The organism is Sphingomonas sp., from assembly GCF_017304635.1.
Classification (GTDB): Bacteria; Pseudomonadota; Alphaproteobacteria; order Sphingomonadales; family Sphingomonadaceae; genus Sphingomonas.
The window spans coordinates 330,003-348,279 of sequence record NZ_JAFKMA010000002.1 but is presented as its reverse complement, the minus strand read 5'-3'; the positions used below and the strand labels follow the sequence as shown (position 1 = coordinate 348,279).

Genomic DNA, 18,277 nt, shown 5'->3' with positions numbered 1-18,277 from the left:
CTTGGCACCCCGCGCGCCGCGCTTCAAGTCGGGATCGTCGACTTAGGCGGCGACACGCCGCGCGACGCGGCCCTGATACAGGTCGAACAACTCGATGAAGTGGTCGTCCATCGTCCGGACGCGCGGTGCGGCGAGCGTCGCGCGGCGGCGATGCGCGGCGGGATCGTCGTCGAGGAAGTCGGTCAGCTGCGCCGCCAGATGTCGCGTATCGTTGGCGAGATACTGGGCGCCGCGACCCCAGCGGAAATGATCCGCCGCGCCGCCACGGTCGGGCAGGATCAGCGGCAGGCCGCTCGCCGCGCCTTCGGCCGCGACCATGCAGAACGTCTCCGCCTCGCAACCGTGGATCAGGGCATCGGCGCTCGCCATCACGCGCGCCAGCCGGGCGCGATCGCCGACCGGGGGCAGCACCGCGATATGCGGCGACCGCTGGGTCGCGCGGATCACCTTGGCCCGGTCGCGGCCCTGCCCCATCAGCACCAGCCCGATCGCATGGCTCGATCCCGCCGCCAGCACCGCCTCGATCACCATCGGCCAGCGCTTTTCAGGCGCCATCCGACCGAGCCCGATCAGCAACGTCGCATCCTCGGGCAGGCCGCATTGCGCGAGCATCTCGGCGCGCACCGCCTCGTCGCGCAGGGTCGGCGAGAAATGGCCGGGCTCGACCCCCATCGGGATCGTCCGCGCCTTGTCGACCTCGCCGTCGCGCAGGCGCTGGGTCAGGTTGTCGCTGGCGCTCACGACGAAATCGAACTGCTCGTTCAGCCGCCGCAGATGCCGCCAGTACCAGTCGAACCGCCGGTCGATCGTCTCACGCGACATCAGCCCTTCGAGCCAGCGATAGGCATAGGCCGACAGCGGGTCGGCATGCATGATGAGCGCGCGCGGCGCGGCGCCTTGCCAGCGACCGACCATCGACGCGCTGGTCCAAGGCGACGCCACCTCGACCAGATCGGGCGCCCAGGTATCGAGCGCTGCGTGCAGCCGGGCCTCGTCGTCGAAATAGCGATAGTTACGGTCGAGCGGGAAACGCGGCGCGGCGATCGTCGCGACGATCGCGCCGGGCGCGACCTTGGTGACCTCGTCGCGCGCGCCGGGCGCCAGGATGACGATCTCGTGCCCCGCCGCCGGACCCGCCTTCAGCTTGCGCTCGACATAGGTCTTCACCCCGCCGCCGGCGGGCGTGTAGAACGCACAGACATCGACGATCCGCATCAGCCTGCCTTCCGTCGCAACGCCGCTTCGCGCACCAAGTCGACCACCGCGAGCGCGCCTCCGATCAGCACCTGACCCGCCGCGAACAACGTCGCCACCAATACCACGGTGTCGGTCAGGTTGGGGTCTCCGCTCAGCAACTGGGCAGTCAATCCGGCGAAAACAAGGTCCTTGTTGGGCAGAAACGGCAATCGCGTGACGAATTGGCGAGCCGCGGCAAGGACGACCCACCAACCGAGCGCAATACTCGGCTGGACCAGATACCACAGGATCGCGAACAGGATCGTGACGATCACCGCGCGCGCCAGGTGGATCGCGGCGATCCGCCAGAATTGCCAGCGGCTCAGCGCGAACAGGCGGTGGCGGAACAGCATGACGGCCATCGACGAGCCGATCAGCGCGATCGCCGACCAGACGAGATCGGGACCGAGCGGGTTGATCCGCGCCTGCCCCAGCACCGGCAGCGCCATCGCCAGCAGCACGATGGTCACGACGTTGCCGACCAGCGCCGACAGCACCGCGACGTCGCGCACCGCGCCGAACGGCGATCCCGGAATGTCGGCATGCCGCCGCGCCCAGACGTAGAATTGCAGCTCGCCGGTATAACCGAACACCAGCTCGTTGGTCGCCGCCTTGCGGAACAGCGCGGCGAGGCCGGCCAGCGGCAATCCCCACAAACCGCGGAAGATCAGGAAGTCGGCGACCGGCGTCGCCGCCCACAACAGCGCCAGCGTCGCCCAGAACAGCGGCGAGCGCGGCAGCGACCGCCACAATTCGACCAGGTCGCGCGCGCCGAAGGCGTTGATGACCGCGCCGATGATCGCGATCGACAGGATCGGCCCGGCCCAACGCAGCCAGAGCGGCCGCGCGCGCTGGTCGGCGGCCACGGCCCAATGCCCTGCCGGCACCGCCGCCGCTTCGTTCACCGTGCCCGCCACGTCGTTCATGCGAACGTCGTCCACCCCTCCCGTGCTCGCCGCGCTCAGGCCGCGGCGGCTGGTTCGACAAGCTCGCGGTACCGGGCGAAACGCGCCCCCCGCGACAAACTGGCGATTGTGCTCGCGATGCTGTCGAGCAATGCCGGGACGTTGGTGTCCCCAGGATGAACGGCGAGCCGCATCCACGGCCGCCGCGGCAGCGCCGCGCGCGCCACCGCCGCCACCGCCAGCGACGAGGCGATGCGCCAGCGGCTGCGGCTCGCCCAGGTGATGACCGGTCCGCGCGCCAGCACCGCGCCGTCGCTCGGGCGCCAGACGCGCATGTGATCCTCGGCGAGCGCGAAGCCTTCCTCGCCCAGCGCTTGTCGCGCCCCCTCGCCGTACAGCCAGGCCGGGGCGATGAACCCCTGCGCCGGGCGGCCGATGATATCCTCGATCAGCTTGCGTCCGTCGGCCATCCGCGCGCGGGCGGTCGCATGGTCGAGGCCGAGAAACTCACCCTCCCCCGCGGTCATGCGCTTGGCCTTGAACCGCGCCATCGCACCTTCATGCTCGGAGCGGTCGAGGTGGAACCAGCCGTGGACGAACATGTCGACCCCGGCGTCCGACCACGCCCGCAGCCGGCTGGCAAACGGCGTCCCCGCGACGATCGGCGCGTCGCCCCAATGGTCGGGCACCACCAGCATCGCGTAACGCGGCGCGTCCATGCCGCGCGAAACCAAGTCGGCCAGGCGATCGACCTGGCTTTCGAACTTGGGGGAGACGTCGTGGATCGACGTGAGCAGGGAGGCGCTGGCGGTCATATTGTGCACTGCAACAGAAAGCGCGGATACGCCAAAATCCGCCATTTCGCAAGCTGGCGGCGCACATGCGAAGGGCGGCCCCGATCGCTCGGAGCCGCCCTGTCTTTATCCGTTGCCGGACCGGCCCTTAGCGATAGCGCCAGCCGCCGTTCCACCGTTCGCGGTGCCACCAATAGCGGCGGCCGTCCCAATAGCCACGGCGCGGATAGTAGTTGCCGATGACCAGATTGACGCCCGGCTCGCGAACGACGACCGGGCCGGGGCCCATGTTGGGGCGGCAATGGCCGTACGGGCCACGGTGATAGCCACGGCCGCAACCGTCGGCGGCCTGGGCGGGTATGGCGGCGATCGATGCGATGCCGGCACTCGCGACGAGTGCTGCGGTCAGAAGTTTATTCATGGCGGACCTCTCGATACTGGTTACACATGAGTCCGGATGGACCCAGGGAAAACGCCTGCCGTTCCAGCGCGTTCCCGCCGCAATTGCATCGAATTGTCGCAAGGTCGCGGCGGCGGCCCGGTCGGCCTGCCGCCTTGCGCTGCCCCCCGCGCTGCGCTTTGATCGCGGCTCGTTCCCATCGAGTCGGAGAAGGTCATGACCATCGCCAGCGGTCCGCCCGTCGTCGCCGCGCCCGCCCGGCCGCAGGGCAGCGTCGTTCCCAGCTACCATCGCACGCTGAAGCACAGCCGGTTCGCGATCAGCATCGGGTCGCGGCGGATCGCGTTCGAGCGGGTGCAGGATCGCTACACGATGCTGACCGGCGCCGAAGGACAGACCGGTGCGCGAGCGGTGCCGGGCAAGGTGCTGATCGGGGTCGCGTCGGTCGGGCTGTTCCTGACCTATGTCGCGCTGCTTCCCGCGCCCGCCCCGGCGACCAGCTATTCGGCAACGTTGGCGATCCCCGATCGCCCGGCCGCGGCGCCGGAGCGGCACGCGCCACGCCTTTCCCACACGCACCGGCCCGCACATGTCGCGGCGGCCCCGGCCGAAGCGATGCCCGCGGGCGACGCGCCGGCGGCCGTGCTCGCCGGCACGACCGACGCCACGCTCGATTCGGCGAGCGCCAGCCCCGATATCGTCGACGTCCCCGCCAGCGACGGCGAACGCTCGCTGGAAGTGCTGGGGGCCGAACGGACGGTTGGCGGCAAGCTGTGCCGGGACGTCCAATTGTTCTCGCGCGATGCCGCCGGCAAGGTCAGCGTTGAACCCAGCCTGCGTTGCGGCAAGCGCTAAGGGGCGCTCGTCGCCGCGGCGTTGAACCGGGGTGACGGCTACGCCTAACCCTCGTCGCCCATCCGCAACGCGGCGATGAACGCTTCCTGCGGGATGCTGACGCTCCCGTATTCGCGCATCTTCGCCTTGCCCTTCTTCTGCTTTTCCAACAGCTTGCGCTTGCGCGTCGCGTCGCCGCCATAACATTTCGCGGTCACGTCCTTGCGCATCGCACTGATCGTCTCGCGCGCGATCACCTTGCCGCCGATCGCCGCCTGGATCGGAATCTTGAACAGGTGGCGCGGGATCAGTTCCTTCAACCGCTCGACCATGCCGCGCCCGCGTACCTCGGCGGTCGCGCGGTGGACGATCATGCTGAGCGCATCGACCGGCTCCTCGTTGACCAGGATGCCCATCTTGACCAGGTCACCCTCACGGTAGCCGATCTGGTTGTAGTCGAAACTCGCATAGCCCTTCGACAGCGATTTCAGCCGGTCGTAGAAATCGAACACCACTTCGTTGAGCGGCAATTCGTACGTCACCTGCGCGCGTCCGCTGACATAGGTCAGGTTCTTCTGGATGCCGCGCCGGTCCTGGCACAGCTTCAGGATCGAGCCGAGATATTCGTCGGGGGTGTAGATCGTCGCCAGGATCCACGGCTCGGCGATGCTCTCGATCTTGTTCGGCTCGGGCATGTCGGCCGGATTGTGCAGTTCGATATGCCCGCCGCCGTGCGTGAGCTCGATCTGGTACACCACCGACGGCGCCGTCGTGATGAGGTCGAGATCGTATTCGCGCGTCAGCCGCTCCTGGATGATCTCCAAGTGGAGCAGCCCGAGGAACCCGCAGCGGAACCCGAAGCCGAGCGCGGCCGAGGTCTCCATCTCGAACGAAAAGCTGGCGTCGTTGAGCCGCAGCTTCGAAATCGACTCACGAAGCTTCTCGAAGTCGTTGGCATCGACCGGGAACAGCCCGCAGAACACCACCGGCTGGACTTCCTTGAACCCCGGCAGCGCTTCGGCGGCGGGCTTCTTCGCATCGGTCAGCGTATCACCGACGCGGGCCTGCGCGACATCCTTGATCTGCGCGGTGATGAAGCCGATCTCGCCCGGCGCGAGCTGGCTCAACTGCTCGATCTTGGGGCGGAAGCAGCCGACGCGATCGACCAGATGCTGCGTCCCCGCCTGCATGAAGGTGACCTGCTGCCCCTTCTTCAGCACGCCGTCGATCACGCGGACGAGGATGACGACGCCGAGATACGGGTCGTACCAGCTGTCGACCAGCATCGCTTTCAGCGGCGCCAAGGCGTCGCCCTTGGGCGCCGGGATGCGCTCGACCACCGCGTCGAGGATCTCATCGATGCCGATCCCCGACTTGGCCGAGGCCAGCACCGCGCCGGACGCGTCGAGCCCGATCACTTCCTCGATCTCGGCCCGCACCTTCTCCGGCTCGGCGGCGGACAGGTCGATCTTGTTGATGACCGGCACGATCTCATGGTCGTGCTCGATCGACTGATAGACGTTGGCGAGCGTCTGCGCCTCGACCCCCTGCGCCGCGTCGACCACCAGCAACGCGCCTTCGCACGCTGCCAGGCTCCGCGACACTTCGTACGCGAAGTCGACATGCCCCGGCGTGTCCATCAGGTTGAGCTCGTAGCCCTTCCACTCCAGGCGCACGGTCTGCGCCTTGATGGTGATGCCGCGCTCCTTCTCGATCTCCATGTTATCGAGCACCTGCGCCGACATCTCGCGGTCAGACAGGCCGCCGGTGCGCTGGATCAGGCGATCGGCCAGCGTCGACTTACCATGGTCGATATGCGCGATGATCGAGAAATTGCGGATCTTGTCGAGGGGCGTGGTCATGATTGGCGGCGCCGATAGCAGGCTGCGCGGCAAAGCCAAAGCGAGAGCGTGTAGATTGGCGGCATCGGCCCCGCATCGAAACTCGCCCTTCCGCGAATTTCGCGACACACTCTCAGGCGTCGGCCATCGCCTTCTCGGTGCCCAGGATCGCCTTCAGCGCGTTGAGATACCGCTTCTCGCCCTTGCCGCTGACCGTCAGCCAGCGGACGCCGCGGCGTTCCAGCACCTGTTTCGACAGATCGTAGAATTTGGCGCGCTTGGCCGGGGTGCCGAACATGCGGGTGCCGTCATCGACCCAGGGCAGATCGGGTTCGAACAGCAGATAGAGGTCGGCGCACCCGCTCCACGAATCGAACCATGGATCGTGCTTGCCGTACAGCATCTCCGCCCAGACCTCGGTCATCAGCGGGTCGGTGTCGAGGATCACCGGGGTGCGGCCGCTGGCGATCGCGGAGCGCGTCTGCGCATCGTGCGCCTGCGCGATCGCGACCAGGTCGGCCATCGTCCAGCCGGTCCCGAACGCCTCCGTATAAGTGCGGCCATATTCGACCACGCAGGCCGACCCGAAATGCCGCGCGAGCTCTGGCGCCATCGTCGACTTGCCCGTGCTTTCGGGGCCGTGCAGGCAGATCGAGCGGAGTTTCATCTAAGGGGCCGTACTCAGTTGGAACGCGGTCGTAACGGCGCCGATTTTGGGGTCGGGCCAGAAGCAAGGAAGGAGCGATGCCGCAAGCATCGTGACTGACGCAGCGACGCCGCCCGGCGCCAAAATCGGCCCGCCGCAAAGCGGTCGCTCGGAGCAACCCGCTGGACGGCGTCACTTGCTGGCGCGTAGCTTTGGCTACGCGACGGCGCGGCGTTCCTTGCCAGCGGGTTGCTCCGAGCGATCACGATCCACGTTCCAACTGAGTACGGCCCCTCGGCGCCTCTACCCGTGCCGCCCGCCAGCGCGCCAGCCCCCAAATCGCCAATCCGAGCAGCACGACGTAGAGCGCCATCGTGATCCACAGGCCCTTCACGGCGTAGAGCCCGATCGACAGCATGTTGGCGGCGATCCACAGCCACCAATTCTCCAGCTTGCGCCACGACATCAGCAATTGCGCGGCGACGCTGGTCATCGCGACGCCGGCGTCCCACCAGGGCAGCGAGGCGTCGGTGAAGCGGTGCATCAGCCAGCCCCACACCGCGATCGCAACCAGGATCCCGCCCGCCCAGGCAAAGCGCTTGCCGACGCCGAGCCGCTCGACGACCACCTCGCCGGCCTGGGCCCGCGACTGGCGCCACTTGGCGAGGCCGTAGAGGTTAAGCACCAGGAAGAAGACCTGCAACAGCGCGTCGCTGTAGAGGCGGGCGTGAAAGAACACCCACCCGTAGATGGCGACCCCGGCGACACCGAACGCATAGTTCCAGATGCTGCGTCGCGCGACCAGCCACACGTTGACGAGGACGAGCACCGCCGCGACGCCCTCGATCGGCGACATCTCGCTCAGGAATTCGCGGACGAGCGAGGGCATCCCCGGCACAGATAACGCCACCGGCCGCTCCGGCCAAGGATTTCTGCGCCTTTCCAGTCTTCGCGCGCGCCGCTAGGGTCGGCAAAACAGCGGGAGAGGATGATGCGGCACGTCGCGATCATCGGTTCGGGACCGGCGGGATATTATACGGCCGAAGCGTGCCAGAAGCAGTTCGGCGACGATGCCGCGGCCGGTGGCGGCGTGCGCGTCGACATCATCGACCGCCTGCCCGTCCCCTACGGCCTGATCCGCACCGGGGTCGCGCCCGACCATCAGTCGATCAAGGGCGTCAGCCGCCGCTACGAAGCGACCGCTTTGTCCGATAACGTCCGCTTCGTCGGCAACGTGACGGTGGGCAAGGACGTGAGCATCCCCGAACTGCTCGACCTCTATGACGCGGTCGTGCTCGCGACCGGCGCGCCCGCCGACCGGCCGCTCGGCATTCCCGGCGACGATTTGCCCGGCGTGGTCGGGTCGGCGGCATTCGTCGGCTGGTATAACGGCCATCCCGATTTCGCCGACCTCGCCCCGGTGCTGAGCGGCCCCGGCGCGGTCGTGGTCGGCGCGGGCAACGTCGCGCTCGACGTCGCGCGCATCCTCGCCAAGACGGCGGCGGAGTTCGAGGGGTCGGATATCGTCGGCCACGCGCTCGACCATCTCGGCGGCGCGAGCCACGAGACCATCACCATCCTCGCCCGCCGCGGCCCGCACCAGATCGCGATGACGCCGAAGGAATTGGGCGAACTCGGCCATCTGTCGCGCGCCGCGCCGCGTGTCGATGCCGCCGACCTGCCGCCGGAAGCCGACGACGCGCCGCTCGAACCGGGCCTGCGCAAATCGGTCACGCATTTGCGCAACTTCGCAACTGTGGAGGTGGCGGCCAAGCCGATCACGATCGACTTCGACTTCTACGCCATGCCGGTCGCGATCGAGGGGGACGGCAAGGTCGAACGCGTCATCGTCGAGCGGACGGCGATCGGCGCCGACGGCGGCGCGCACGGCACCGGCGAGACCTATGCGATCCCCGCCGCGCTCGTCGTCAGTTGCATCGGCTATCGCACCCCGCCAATCGAGGGCGTCCCATACGACGCGAAGCTCGGCCGCTTCGCCAATGACGAGGGGCGGATCGCGCCCGGCCTCTATGCGGTCGGCTGGGCGCGCCGGGGCCCGACCGGCACGATCGGCACCAACCGCCCCGACGGCTTCCTGATCGCCGAGCAGATCGCCGCCGACACGGCCGACGCGAGCGGCAAGGCGGGCCGTGCCGGGCTCGACGCGCTGCTGGCGACGCGCGGCACCGACGTCGTCACGTTCCGCGACTGGCAGAAGATCGAAGCCGCCGAAATCGCCGCCGCGCGTGCCGGCTCCCCGCGCGAGAAGCTGACGAGCATCGACGCGATGCTGGCGGCCAGACACTGATCGTCGCCCCGGCGCAGGCCGGGGCCGCTGGATTATCGGGAAACGAGCGACCCAAAACACGGCGCCCTCGCTCTCCGCCGAGACGACGGAGATTTAGTCGCCACCCGCCCGCTACAGCCGCTTGCGTCCCCGCATCGCGCTGGCTATAGGCGCGCCTCCAAGCACCGGTAGGCCCCCGAGCGGCCCGCGATCCGGTACTCCGTCGGGGAGTAGCTCAGCCTGGTAGAGCACTGTCTTCGGGAGGCAGGGGCCGGAGGTTCGAATCCTCTCTTCCCGACCAATTTTCCGGCTGTCAGCGAACGTCCGCGCCGGAAAATTCCCGAGCGACAGCGAAGGGCCGACCTCCGCCTCATTGCAAGCGAAGCGAAGCAGTCCACGTGCACCGTACCCGAGGCCTAGATTGCCGCGTCGCTTCGCTCCTTGCAATGACGAGGTTCAGATGAACTGAGTCTCCCACCCCGCCCCGCGCAAACTTCCGCGCCTCGCATGGACGGATTCGGTCCAACATGGTAAACGCCGCGTTGTTTTTCGGGGCGTTTTCGCGGGCGGGGTGATGATCGGAGCGTGGTTCGGGGTGGCGCTGGCCGCGAGTTTCGCGGGGTATGCGGCGTACCTGGCGGGGCTGCGCCGGCATCTGGTCGAGCCCAACCGCGCGTCGTGGCTGATCTGGTCGGCGGCGACCGCGGTCGAGGCGTCGACCTATGCCGCGGTCAATCCGGACGCGCCGCAACGCTGGGTGTTCGCGTTCGCGACCATCGCCTGCGTCGCGATCACGGTGGCGTTGTGGCGCCGCTCGGCGTGGAGCCTGCCGTCGCGGACCGAGACGGTCTGCATGGCCGCCTGCCTGTCGAGCATCGCGTTGTGGGCGGTGTTCCGCGAGGCGTTCTGGGCGCACATGCTGGTCGTCGTGGCGGTGCCGGTCAGCTTCTGGCCGACCTGGGCGAGCGTCGCCGCCGATCGCGGGCGCGAGCGGTCGCCGGCCTGGGGATTGTGGACGATCGGCGACCTCGCGACCCTGCTGGTCGCGGCGCGCAGCCCCGGCAGCCCGGTCGGCGAATATGCCTATATCCTGGTCGAACTGGCCTGCCATGCGAGCGTCTGGTTCATGATCGGTCTGGCGACGATCAATCCGTGGCGGTCGCTGGCCTTGGCGCGCGGTGCGTTCGGCGCGCGATCCGGGGACGCCTTCCGGGTCGGCGAAACGCATCTCGGTCGTGCCGTGTTCGCGGGCCGCGACTTCGCGAGCGGCGAGACGCTGATGCCGTTCACCGGCCGCCGTTTCCGCAGCGATCGCCTGCCCAGCCTCGCGCGGGGGCGGGCCGACCGCTTCGTCCAGGTGACGCCCAGTCACGTCATGGGACCGTCCGGGCGGATCGACGACCTCATCAACCATAGCTGCGCGCCCAATGCCGGGTTGCGGTTCGGGGCGGACGGCGTGCGGCTGGTGGCGTTGCGCGAGATCGCGGCCGGCGAGGAGATCGCCTGGGACTATTCGACGACGCTGGCCGAATCGAACTGGCACATGATCTGCCAGTGCCGCGCGCCAGATTGCCGCCGCGTCATCGGCAATTTCGCGACGCTGAGCCCGGAGCGGCAGGAATGGTTCCGCGCGCGCAACCTGGTCGCGCCCTATCTGCGTCGCAAGGACGCCGTGGGACGCGACCGGGCCGCGTAGGACCGCGCGTCAGGCGACCGTCAGGCCCACATCGACGTTGTTGCGGGTCGCATTCGAATAGGGGCAGACCTTGTGCGCTTCGGCGACCAAGCGCTCGGCCTCGGCCTTATCAACGCCCGGCAAGTCGATCGTCAGGTCGGCGGTGATGCCGTAGCCACCCTCCGACCGGGGGCCGAAGCCGATCTCGGCAGTGACGGCGGCGTCGGCCGGCACCTTGACGCCGACTTTGCCCGACACCGCCTTCATCGCGCCCAGGAAGCACGCTGAATAGCCGCAGGCGAACAGCTTTTCCGGGTTGGCGCCGGCGCCACCCGGGCCGCCCATCTCCTTGGGTACGACCAGGTTCACGTCGACATCGCCATCCTCGGTCCGGGCATGGCCGTCGCGGCCGCCAGTGGCGGTCGCCTTCGTCTTGTAGATCACGTCCACGGACATTGCTGCTCGTCTCCCGCTGGTGAGTGGTTCGTCGGGGCAACGGCAGCGGCGGCGGATCGTTCCGCCGGTCTGTCGGCATGGCGCCGGTTGCAATGTAGGATTTGTCGCAATATCCTACCAGAGCACTTTGATATATCTGGATTTCGTTTTAACGCCGCGTCCGCGTCAACTTCGCCACATTCCGGTCGTGAAGGTCAGGCCGCGAGCCCCGTCGCTGCCGGCTCCGGCGCGCACAGCACCAGTTTCGCGATGGCGCCCAGCCCCGGCCCTTCGCTCGCGAGGTTGAGCGAGCCCTGCATCGCAATCATCGAATTGGCGCACCAGTGAAGCCCGAGCCCGCCGGACTTGTCCGCCCGCGTCGAATAGCCGCGCTGGAACAGTTGCGCCGCGCGAGAGGCGTCGAACCCCTCCCCGCTGTCGCGGATCGCGATCTCGACCCGGCCGTCTGGCAAATCGTCGACCGTCACCTTGATGCTGCCCGACCCGCCGACCGCGCCGATCGCGTCGGCGGCGTTGGCGAACAGATTGCCGATCACCTGGCTCAGCAGCACGCGGTTGGCCATGACCGGATGCGGGCGCGCCGGAAACGCGAAGGCGATCGAGCGGCCGTCGCCGGCATGGAGCGCGATCGTCGCGTTCTGGGCGATGATCTGCGTCGCGTCGCAGGGTTCGAGTGGCGGGCGTTCGTGCGCCAGCACCTGTTGCGTGCCGATGATCTCCAGCACCTGGCGCATCGCATCGCGGCCGACCTGCATCTGGTCGCGGCGGTCGGCGCGCTGGCGGTCCTCGGCGGCGACGGCGGCGGCGACGAACCGGCTCAACCGCACGCGCCGGTCCGGCTCCGTCTCGCCGCCCAGCTCGGCGATCGCCCGGTCGAGCATTGCGCGATCGACCGGCGCCGGCTGGTCGATCCCCTGGCTCAGGATTGTGGTGATCGGGTTTAGCGCGTTGCGCACGTTGTGCATCACCGCGACCGCGCTTTCGGAACGGCCGAGCTCGAACCCCTGCACCTCGATCTGCTCGCGCAAGTCCTTGAGCTGGACCAGCATCGCGTTGAAACTGCGCCCGAGCGAGGCGATTTCGTCGCGCGCGGCATCGTCGCGGTCGAGCAGCGCGAGGCTGCCAGAGGCACTCACCTGCTGCATGTGCGCCTCGACCCGGCCGAGCGGGCGCAGCACCAGCCGCGTAATCATCCGCCGCAGCACCGCCAGCACGATCAGCAACAGCAACGTCGCCCCCGCCACCGCCAGCCACAGCATGTGGCGCCCCAACAGGGACACGTCGCGCGGCACCGCGAACCGCGCCGCCGCGACCGCGCGGCCGTCGGGGCCGGTGATCGGCACCGCGATCTGCAACGTGTCCGCGTTCGTCGTGACCAGCGCCGCGCTCGCACCGCCGAGGTCGAGCCGCGCGCGCACCTGCAACAAGCCGCTCAACTGGCGCGGGGTCAGTTGCCGCACCATCAGCACGTACCCGTGTGGCGTCCCGCTACCGTCGCTCCGCCGCACCTGCGCAACGCCGACCGCCGCGACGACGTCGCCGAGCCGCGTGTAGAAATGCCCCGAACTGCCCCCCTTCATCGCCGCATCGAGCGGCAGGGCGCGCAATTTCGCGACCATCGCATCGCGCAGATTGTCGCGCTCGCGGCCAGTCCGCGGATCGATCCAGCGCGCGATCACCAGGCTGCGATCGGGGCGCAGATAGGCCATTCCGTCCATGTCGAGATTGGCCATCGCGAGCGGCGAAAAACTCTCCGCTTCGAACGCCTTGGTCGGGTGGACGATATAGTCGTAGCTCGAATTCCAGTCGCCGTAATCGCGCACCGAATTCTCGACCTTGACCGCGAAGTCGTTGAGCGCGGCGCGGGTGCGCTCGACATGGCCGTCGATCGACTGATGCTCGAGCGCGTTGAAACTGGGCGTGATGACGGCCGCCAGCAACAGCGTCAGCGCGACCGAGCCGATCAGCCCGACCGCCGCCAACACCAGCAGCAGCTTGCCGCCGAGCGAGGCCGCCGTCGCCTTCTGGCGCCCCCGCGCGATCGCCTGGCGGATGGGCATCAGCCCGCCGTTCCGTTACCCGCCTGGATCGCGAATTCGTCGCCGCCGAGATCGTCCGCCCCGCCGACGAAGCGCGCCTCGGCCATCGCCTTGGCGTCCGCCGCCGGGACAGGCCGCGAGAAATAATAGCCCTGGAGGTGGCTTGCCCCCGCCAGCCGCAGCGCCTGGACCTGCGCGTCGGTCTCGACCCCTTCGGCCACCACGCCCAGCCCCAGCGCGCGGCCGAGATGGACGATCGACTGCACGATCGCCGCCGATTCCTTCTCGCGGCCCATGCCGTCGATGAAGCTCTTGTCGATCTTCAGGCAATCGAGCGCGAACTTGCGGATGTTGTAGAGCGACGAATATCCGGTCCCGAAATCGTCGAGCGCGATGCGGAACCCCATCTGGCGCAGCTTGTAGAGCGTGTCGGCGGCGCGTTCGGCATTGTCGAAGATCGCGGTCTCGGTGATCTCGATCTGGACGCGGCTCGGCGCGATCCCGGCATGCTGGACGCGTTCCATCAGGTGGCCGACGAAGTTCTGGCGACGGAACTGGCGCGGGCTGAAATTGACCGACACGTACTGGCCGGGCCAGTCGGGCAGCACCTTCAGCGCCTCGTCGAGCACCCAGTCGCCGAGCTCGTGGATCAGGTTCGATTCCTCGGCGATCGGGATGAACAGCGCCGGGCTGATCGGCCCGAACTCCGCGGTCCGCCAGCGTAGTAGCGCCTCGAACCCGACCACTTCCATGCGGTCGCCCGCGACGATCGGCTGGTAGGCGAGGCTCAACTCGCCGCGCTCGATCGCCTGGCCGAGCCCGCCTTCGATGCGGCGGCGGAAGCGGACGCTGTCGTCCATCGTCTCGTCGAAGCTGCGCACCACGCCGCGCCCCGCTTTCTTGGCGTGGTTGAGCGCGAGGTCGGCGCGGCGCATCACGTCGACCGGGTCGCGCGCGTCGCTGCCCTCGACCACGACGACGCCGATCGAGGCGCTGCCCTGCACGGAATGGCCGAGGATGCGGAAACTGGTCGCGCACGCCGCGACGATGCGATCGCACGCCATCACCGCGGCTTGCTCGCCGGGCGTGTCGAACAGGATGCCGAACTCGTCGCCGCCGAGCCGGGCGACGGTCGCGCCGGCCGGTGCGCTGGACTGGAGCAGCCCGCACATCGCGCGCAGCAATTCGTCGCCCGCCAGATGGCCGAGCGTGTCGTTGACCAGCTTGAAGCGATCGAGATCGACCATCGCCGCCGCGAACATGCCGCCGCCCCGCGCCTGTTCGGCCAGCGCCTTCACGAAGGCGAGCCGGTTGGGCGCCTCGGTCAGCGAATCGTGCGTCGCCAGATGCAGCGCGCGGGATTCGTTCGCGGCGAGCTCGACCGACTGCTCGGTCAGTTGCGCCATCGCCGCCGCCAGCTCGCGGTCGGCGGCCCAGCGGTGGACCAGCGCGGTCGCGGTCTGGACGACCTCGGCGACCTCGAACGGCTTGGCGATGTAGAAGATCTTGTCGGCCGGCCCCGCCACCTTCGAAATCTCGATCGGCGAGAAGTCGGAGAAGCCGGTGGTGATGACCAGGTTGACGTTCGGATCGAGCGCGCGGATCCGCGTCGCGGTCTCCTTGCCGTCGATCCCCGGCGGCATGCGGATGTCGATGAAGGCGACCGCGAACGGGTCGCCGGCGGCGATTGCCGCTTCGACCTGCGCCACGGCATCGAGTCCTTGCAGGCAATGCACCGTATCGAACGCCGGCACGTCGCCGCGCGGTTCCGCCTGCTCGCCGAACAATTCGGCCGCCATCGCGTTCAGCGCACCGTCCTCGGCACATTCCCCGCGCGCGAAACAGCGGCGGTAGGAATCGTGCATCGCGGGCTCGTCGTCGACGATCAGAATGCGCACAGGCCACCCCTTCATTGGCGGGCGTACACCACGCCCCATGGTCGTTGCCGAGGGGTAAGCAGGCAGGGTTAAGAGGGCGTAAACCGACTTCGCCGGATCGCGCCCGAAATGGCGGGATCAGCCAGCCGCCAGCGCCTGTTCGCCGAGCAGGATCGCGCCCATCGGCCCGGCCTCGCCGCCCAGCCCTGCCGGAACGATATAGCTGTCGAGATCGCCGAGCAGCGAGCGATCGCCATAGCTGCCCAGGCTTTCGTCGAACATCGCACGTACCATCGGCAACAGCCATGATACGCCGAGCGACACGCCGCCACCGAACACGATGCGCCGAGGCACCCCGGTCAGCACCAGCGTCTGGCACAATTGCGCGATCGGATGCGCGACCTGTCGCCAGATCAGCGACTCTTGCGGAATCTGGTCCGCGCTGACCCCGGCGCGCGCCTTGATCGCCGGGCCCGATGCCAGCCCCTCGACGCAATCGCCGTGGAAGCTGCACATGCCCGGCCAGTCGTCACCCGCCAGCCGCACCGGCCGGATATGGCCGAGTTCCTGATGCGTCAGCCCGACCACCGGCTGGCCGCCCGCGATCAGCCCGATGCCGACCCCGGTGCCGATCGTGACATAAGCGAGGTCGGCCAAGCCCTGTGCCGCGCCCGCCTTCGCCTCCGCCAGACCCGCGCCGACGACGTCGGTGTGAAACCCGGTCGGTACGCCATAGCGCCGCTGCAACCGCCCGGCGACGTCGGTGTTCGCCCAGCCGGGCTTGGTCGTCGCGGTGATGTGGCCGTAATTGGCCGCCGCGCGATCGATCCCGATCGGTCCGAAGCTGGCGATGCCGATCGCCGCGAACCCGCGCCAGCCGTCGAGCGCCGCCTCGATCCCCGCCATCGTCGTCACCGGGTCGGTGGTGTCGACCCGCACCTGATCGACGATCACGCCGTCCTCGGCCAGCACGCACAGGCACTTGGTCCCGCCGAGTTCGACGCCCGCGATCCTGGTCATTCAAAACCCCTAATGATAGCAGCCTCCCCGGCGCAGGCCGGGGCCCAGTCGGGTAGGCAATAGTAACGAAGCGGATCGCACACCAAGGCGCGTCTCGCAACTGGACCCCGGCCTTCGCCGGGGAGGCGTGAAGGGCTAAGCATCAGCGATGGCCAACAGCCTTTCGGCCTGCACCAGGTGAAGCGCCTCGACCATCTTCCCGCCGACCTGAATGACGCCGCCGGCGCTAGCGGCGAAGGCGTCGCGGACCTTGCGCGCCCAGGCGATCTCGTCCGGGCTCGGCCCAAACGCCGCGTTGCAGAAGGCGATCTGGCGCGGGTGAATCAGCGACTTGCCGTCATAGCCCATCGCCGCCGCCGCTTCGCATTCCTCACCGAGCCGGGCATCGTCGCTGAAATCGTTGCAGACGCCGTCGAGTGCGACCAGCCCGCGCGACCGCGCCGCCGCCAGCACCATCGCCTGGATCGGCGCCAGCCATGCCCGCCCCACCCCCGGCCGCGCCCCGAGTTCGAGCGCGAGGTCGTTGACGCCGAGCACGAACCCTTGCGCGCCGGCCTCGGCGATATCCTGCAACCGTCCGATCGCCTCGCACGTCTCGATCATCAGCCATAGCGGCTTGCCGCCCAGCGCCGCCCGATACCGCGCGACATCGGCAGCGTTTCGCACCTTGGGCACCAGCACCGCATCCGCCCTGCTCGCGGCGATCGCGGCGAGGTCGTCGTCACCCCATGGCGTATCGATCGCGTTCGCGCGGATCACCGTCTCGCGCGTGCCGAACCCCTCGCCCGCCGCCGCGACCGCAGCGTTCCGTGCGGCCGGCTTCGCCTCCGGCGCAACCGCATCCTCCAGGTCGAGGATCACGACGTCCGCCGCCAGCCCGCGCGCCTTGTCGATCGCGCGCGCGTTGCTCGCGGGCAGGAACAGCGCGCTGCGCCGGGGTCGATAGCCGCTCATCGCTTTTCCTTGCCTCAAGCCGCCGCCCGCGACAATGCGGAGGCGAAGGAGAGGCAGATGGCCGGCATGGGACATTTCGACTGGGCGGACCCGTTCCTGCTCGAGGATCAGCTGACCGACGACGAGCGCATGGTCCGCGACACCGCGCGCGCCTATGCCGCGGACAAGCTCGCGCCGCGCATCATCGACGCCTTCGCCAACGAGACCACCGACCCGGCGATCTTCCGCGAGATGGGCCAGCTCGGCCTGCTCGGCCCGACCATCCCGGAGGAATATGGCGGAGTCGGCGCGTCCTACGTCGCCTACGGCCTGGTCGCGCGCGAGGTCGAGCGGATCGACAGTGGCTATCGCTCGATGATGTCGGTGCAATCGAGCTTAGTGATGTACCCGATCCATGCCTACGGCTCGGAGGAACAGAAGCGGAAATATCTGCCCAAGCTCGCCTCGGGCGAACTCATCGGCGCGTTCGGGCTGACCGAGCCCGATGCCGGGTCCGACCCCGGCGGCATGACGACGCGCGCGATGAAGACCGCGACCGGCTATTCGCTGTCGGGCGCCAAGACCTGGATCTCGAACGCCCCGATCGCCGACGTGTTCGTGATCTGGGCCAAGTCCGACGCGCACGGCGGCGGCATTCGCGGATTTGTGCTCGAAAAGGGCATGACGGGCCTGTCGACGCCCAAGATCGAGGGCAAGCTGTCCCTGCGCGCGTCGATCACCGGCATGGTGATGATGGACGAGGTCGCGCTCGGCGAGGATGCGTTGCTGCCCGAGGTGCAGGGGCTGAAGGGACCGTTCGGCTGTCTCAACCGCGCGCGCTACGGGATCAGCTGGGGCAGCATGGGCGCGGCGGAATTCTGCTTCCACGCCGCGCGGCAATACGGCCTCGATCGCAAGCAGTTCGGCACGCCGCTCGCCGGGCGCCAGCTCTACCAGAAGAAGCTCGCCGACATGGAAACCGAGATCGCGCTCGGCCTGCAAGCGAGCTTGCGCGTCGGCCGGCTGATGGACGAGGGCAAGTTCGCGCCGGAGATGATCTCGATCGTCAAGCGCAACAATGTCGGCAAGGCGCTCGATATCGCGCGGGCGGCGCGCGACATGCACGGCGGCAACGGCATCAGCGGCGAATACCAGGTCATGCGCCATCTGATGAATCTGGAGACGGTCAACACCTACGAGGGCGCGCACGACGTCCACGCGCTGATCCTCGGCCGGGGGATCACCGGGATCGCGGCGTTCTAAAAATTCTACCGTCACCCCCGCGAAAGCGGGGGCCCATCATCGACGGCTTGTTCTTGGCAAAGCGCGGGAGA

At 68.5% G+C, this 18,277-nt stretch carries 16 protein-coding genes and 1 tRNA gene; 5 read left to right on the top strand and 12 right to left on the bottom strand.

Features of this window, described 5'->3' with window-relative positions; all coding sequences use genetic code 11:
• Window positions 1-42: 42 nt before the first annotated feature.
• From J0I47_RS08765 to J0I47_RS08750, 4 genes are all read right to left on the bottom strand, one after another.
• Window positions 43-1,215 carry a glycosyltransferase gene (locus J0I47_RS08765; RefSeq protein ID WP_294046446.1) on the bottom strand — a complete coding sequence of 391 codons (1,173 nt, stop codon included), beginning with the start codon at window positions 1,213-1,215 and terminating at the stop codon, window positions 43-45.
• Window positions 1,215-2,177, bottom strand: coding sequence for a hypothetical protein (locus J0I47_RS08760; RefSeq protein WP_294046444.1), 963 nt, complete (start codon window positions 2,175-2,177; stop codon window positions 1,215-1,217). Before J0I47_RS08760 ends, J0I47_RS08765 begins: the two co-directional genes overlap by 1 nt.
• Window positions 2,178-2,197: 20 nt before the next feature.
• Window positions 2,198-2,956, bottom strand: coding sequence for a DUF2334 domain-containing protein (locus tag J0I47_RS08755; protein ID WP_294046710.1), 759 nt, complete (start codon window positions 2,954-2,956; stop codon window positions 2,198-2,200).
• A 127-nt stretch (window positions 2,957-3,083) separates the two neighbouring features.
• The gene (locus J0I47_RS08750) at window positions 3,084-3,356 is read right to left on the bottom strand and encodes a hypothetical protein (protein ID WP_294046442.1); all 273 of its coding nucleotides are present in this window, start codon (window positions 3,354-3,356) and stop codon (window positions 3,084-3,086) included.
• 195 nt (window positions 3,357-3,551) lie between these two features.
• On the opposite strand from J0I47_RS08750, the gene J0I47_RS08745 reads away from it, so the two are divergent.
• Window positions 3,552-4,190: a hypothetical protein gene (locus J0I47_RS08745; protein WP_294046440.1), complete on the top strand. Its 639-nt coding sequence runs from the start codon at window positions 3,552-3,554 to the stop codon at window positions 4,188-4,190.
• Between the two features lie 44 nt (window positions 4,191-4,234).
• Here the strand turns inward: J0I47_RS08745 and lepA are convergent, their stop codons facing one another.
• From lepA to pnuC, 3 genes are all read right to left on the bottom strand, one after another.
• The gene (lepA, locus tag J0I47_RS08740) at window positions 4,235-6,031 is read right to left on the bottom strand and encodes a translation elongation factor 4 (RefSeq protein WP_294046439.1); all 1,797 of its coding nucleotides are present in this window, start codon (window positions 6,029-6,031) and stop codon (window positions 4,235-4,237) included.
• A 112-nt stretch (window positions 6,032-6,143) separates the two neighbouring features.
• Window positions 6,144-6,677, bottom strand: coding sequence for an AAA family ATPase (locus J0I47_RS08735; protein WP_294046437.1), 534 nt, complete (start codon window positions 6,675-6,677; stop codon window positions 6,144-6,146).
• Window positions 6,678-6,918: 241 nt separating this feature from the next.
• Window positions 6,919-7,545, bottom strand: coding sequence for a nicotinamide riboside transporter PnuC (gene pnuC, locus J0I47_RS08730; protein WP_294046435.1), 627 nt, complete (start codon window positions 7,543-7,545; stop codon window positions 6,919-6,921).
• 102 nt (window positions 7,546-7,647) lie between these two features.
• Here pnuC and J0I47_RS08725 point away from each other — a divergent pair, with 102 nt between their 5' ends.
• From J0I47_RS08725 to J0I47_RS08715, 3 genes are all read left to right on the top strand, one after another.
• Window positions 7,648-8,964 carry an FAD-dependent oxidoreductase gene (locus J0I47_RS08725; RefSeq protein ID WP_294046433.1) on the top strand — a complete coding sequence of 439 codons (1,317 nt, stop codon included), beginning with the start codon at window positions 7,648-7,650 and terminating at the stop codon, window positions 8,962-8,964.
• 203 nt (window positions 8,965-9,167) lie between these two features.
• A tRNA-Pro gene (locus J0I47_RS08720) sits at window positions 9,168-9,244 on the top strand.
• Window positions 9,245-9,517: 273 nt separating this feature from the next.
• Window positions 9,518-10,639 carry an SET domain-containing protein gene (locus tag J0I47_RS08715; RefSeq protein ID WP_294046431.1) on the top strand — a complete coding sequence of 374 codons (1,122 nt, stop codon included), beginning with the start codon at window positions 9,518-9,520 and terminating at the stop codon, window positions 10,637-10,639.
• Between the two features lie 9 nt (window positions 10,640-10,648).
• Here J0I47_RS08715 and J0I47_RS08710 read toward each other — a convergent pair whose 3' ends face one another.
• The 5 genes from J0I47_RS08710 to J0I47_RS08690 all read right to left on the bottom strand — a co-directional run bounded on the left by J0I47_RS08710 (window position 10,649) and on the right by J0I47_RS08690 (window position 16,964).
• Window positions 10,649-11,074, bottom strand: coding sequence for an organic hydroperoxide resistance protein (locus J0I47_RS08710; RefSeq protein WP_294046429.1), 426 nt, complete (start codon window positions 11,072-11,074; stop codon window positions 10,649-10,651).
• Window positions 11,075-11,268: 194 nt separating this feature from the next.
• Window positions 11,269-13,134 (bottom strand): CHASE4 domain-containing protein, encoded by a 1,866-nt coding sequence (locus tag J0I47_RS08705; RefSeq protein WP_294046428.1) that lies wholly within the window; start codon window positions 13,132-13,134, stop codon window positions 11,269-11,271.
• On the bottom strand, window positions 13,134-15,011 hold the full coding sequence (locus J0I47_RS08700) for an EAL domain-containing protein (RefSeq protein WP_294046426.1): 1,878 nt from the start codon (window positions 15,009-15,011) through the stop codon (window positions 13,134-13,136). Before J0I47_RS08700 ends, J0I47_RS08705 begins: the two co-directional genes overlap by 1 nt.
• A 117-nt stretch (window positions 15,012-15,128) precedes the next feature.
• A complete protein-coding gene (locus J0I47_RS08695; RefSeq protein WP_294046424.1) occupies window positions 15,129-16,010 on the bottom strand; it encodes an ROK family protein in 882 nt (293 codons plus the stop codon).
• A gap of 135 nt (window positions 16,011-16,145) precedes the next feature.
• On the bottom strand, window positions 16,146-16,964 hold the full coding sequence (locus tag J0I47_RS08690; protein WP_294046423.1) for a CoA ester lyase: 819 nt from the start codon (window positions 16,962-16,964) through the stop codon (window positions 16,146-16,148).
• 57 nt (window positions 16,965-17,021) lie between these two features.
• Between J0I47_RS08690 and J0I47_RS08685 the strand changes: the two genes are divergently transcribed.
• Window positions 17,022-18,206: an acyl-CoA dehydrogenase gene (locus tag J0I47_RS08685; protein ID WP_294046421.1), complete on the top strand. Its 1,185-nt coding sequence runs from the start codon at window positions 17,022-17,024 to the stop codon at window positions 18,204-18,206.
• The last annotated feature ends 71 nt before the right edge of the window (window positions 18,207-18,277 follow it).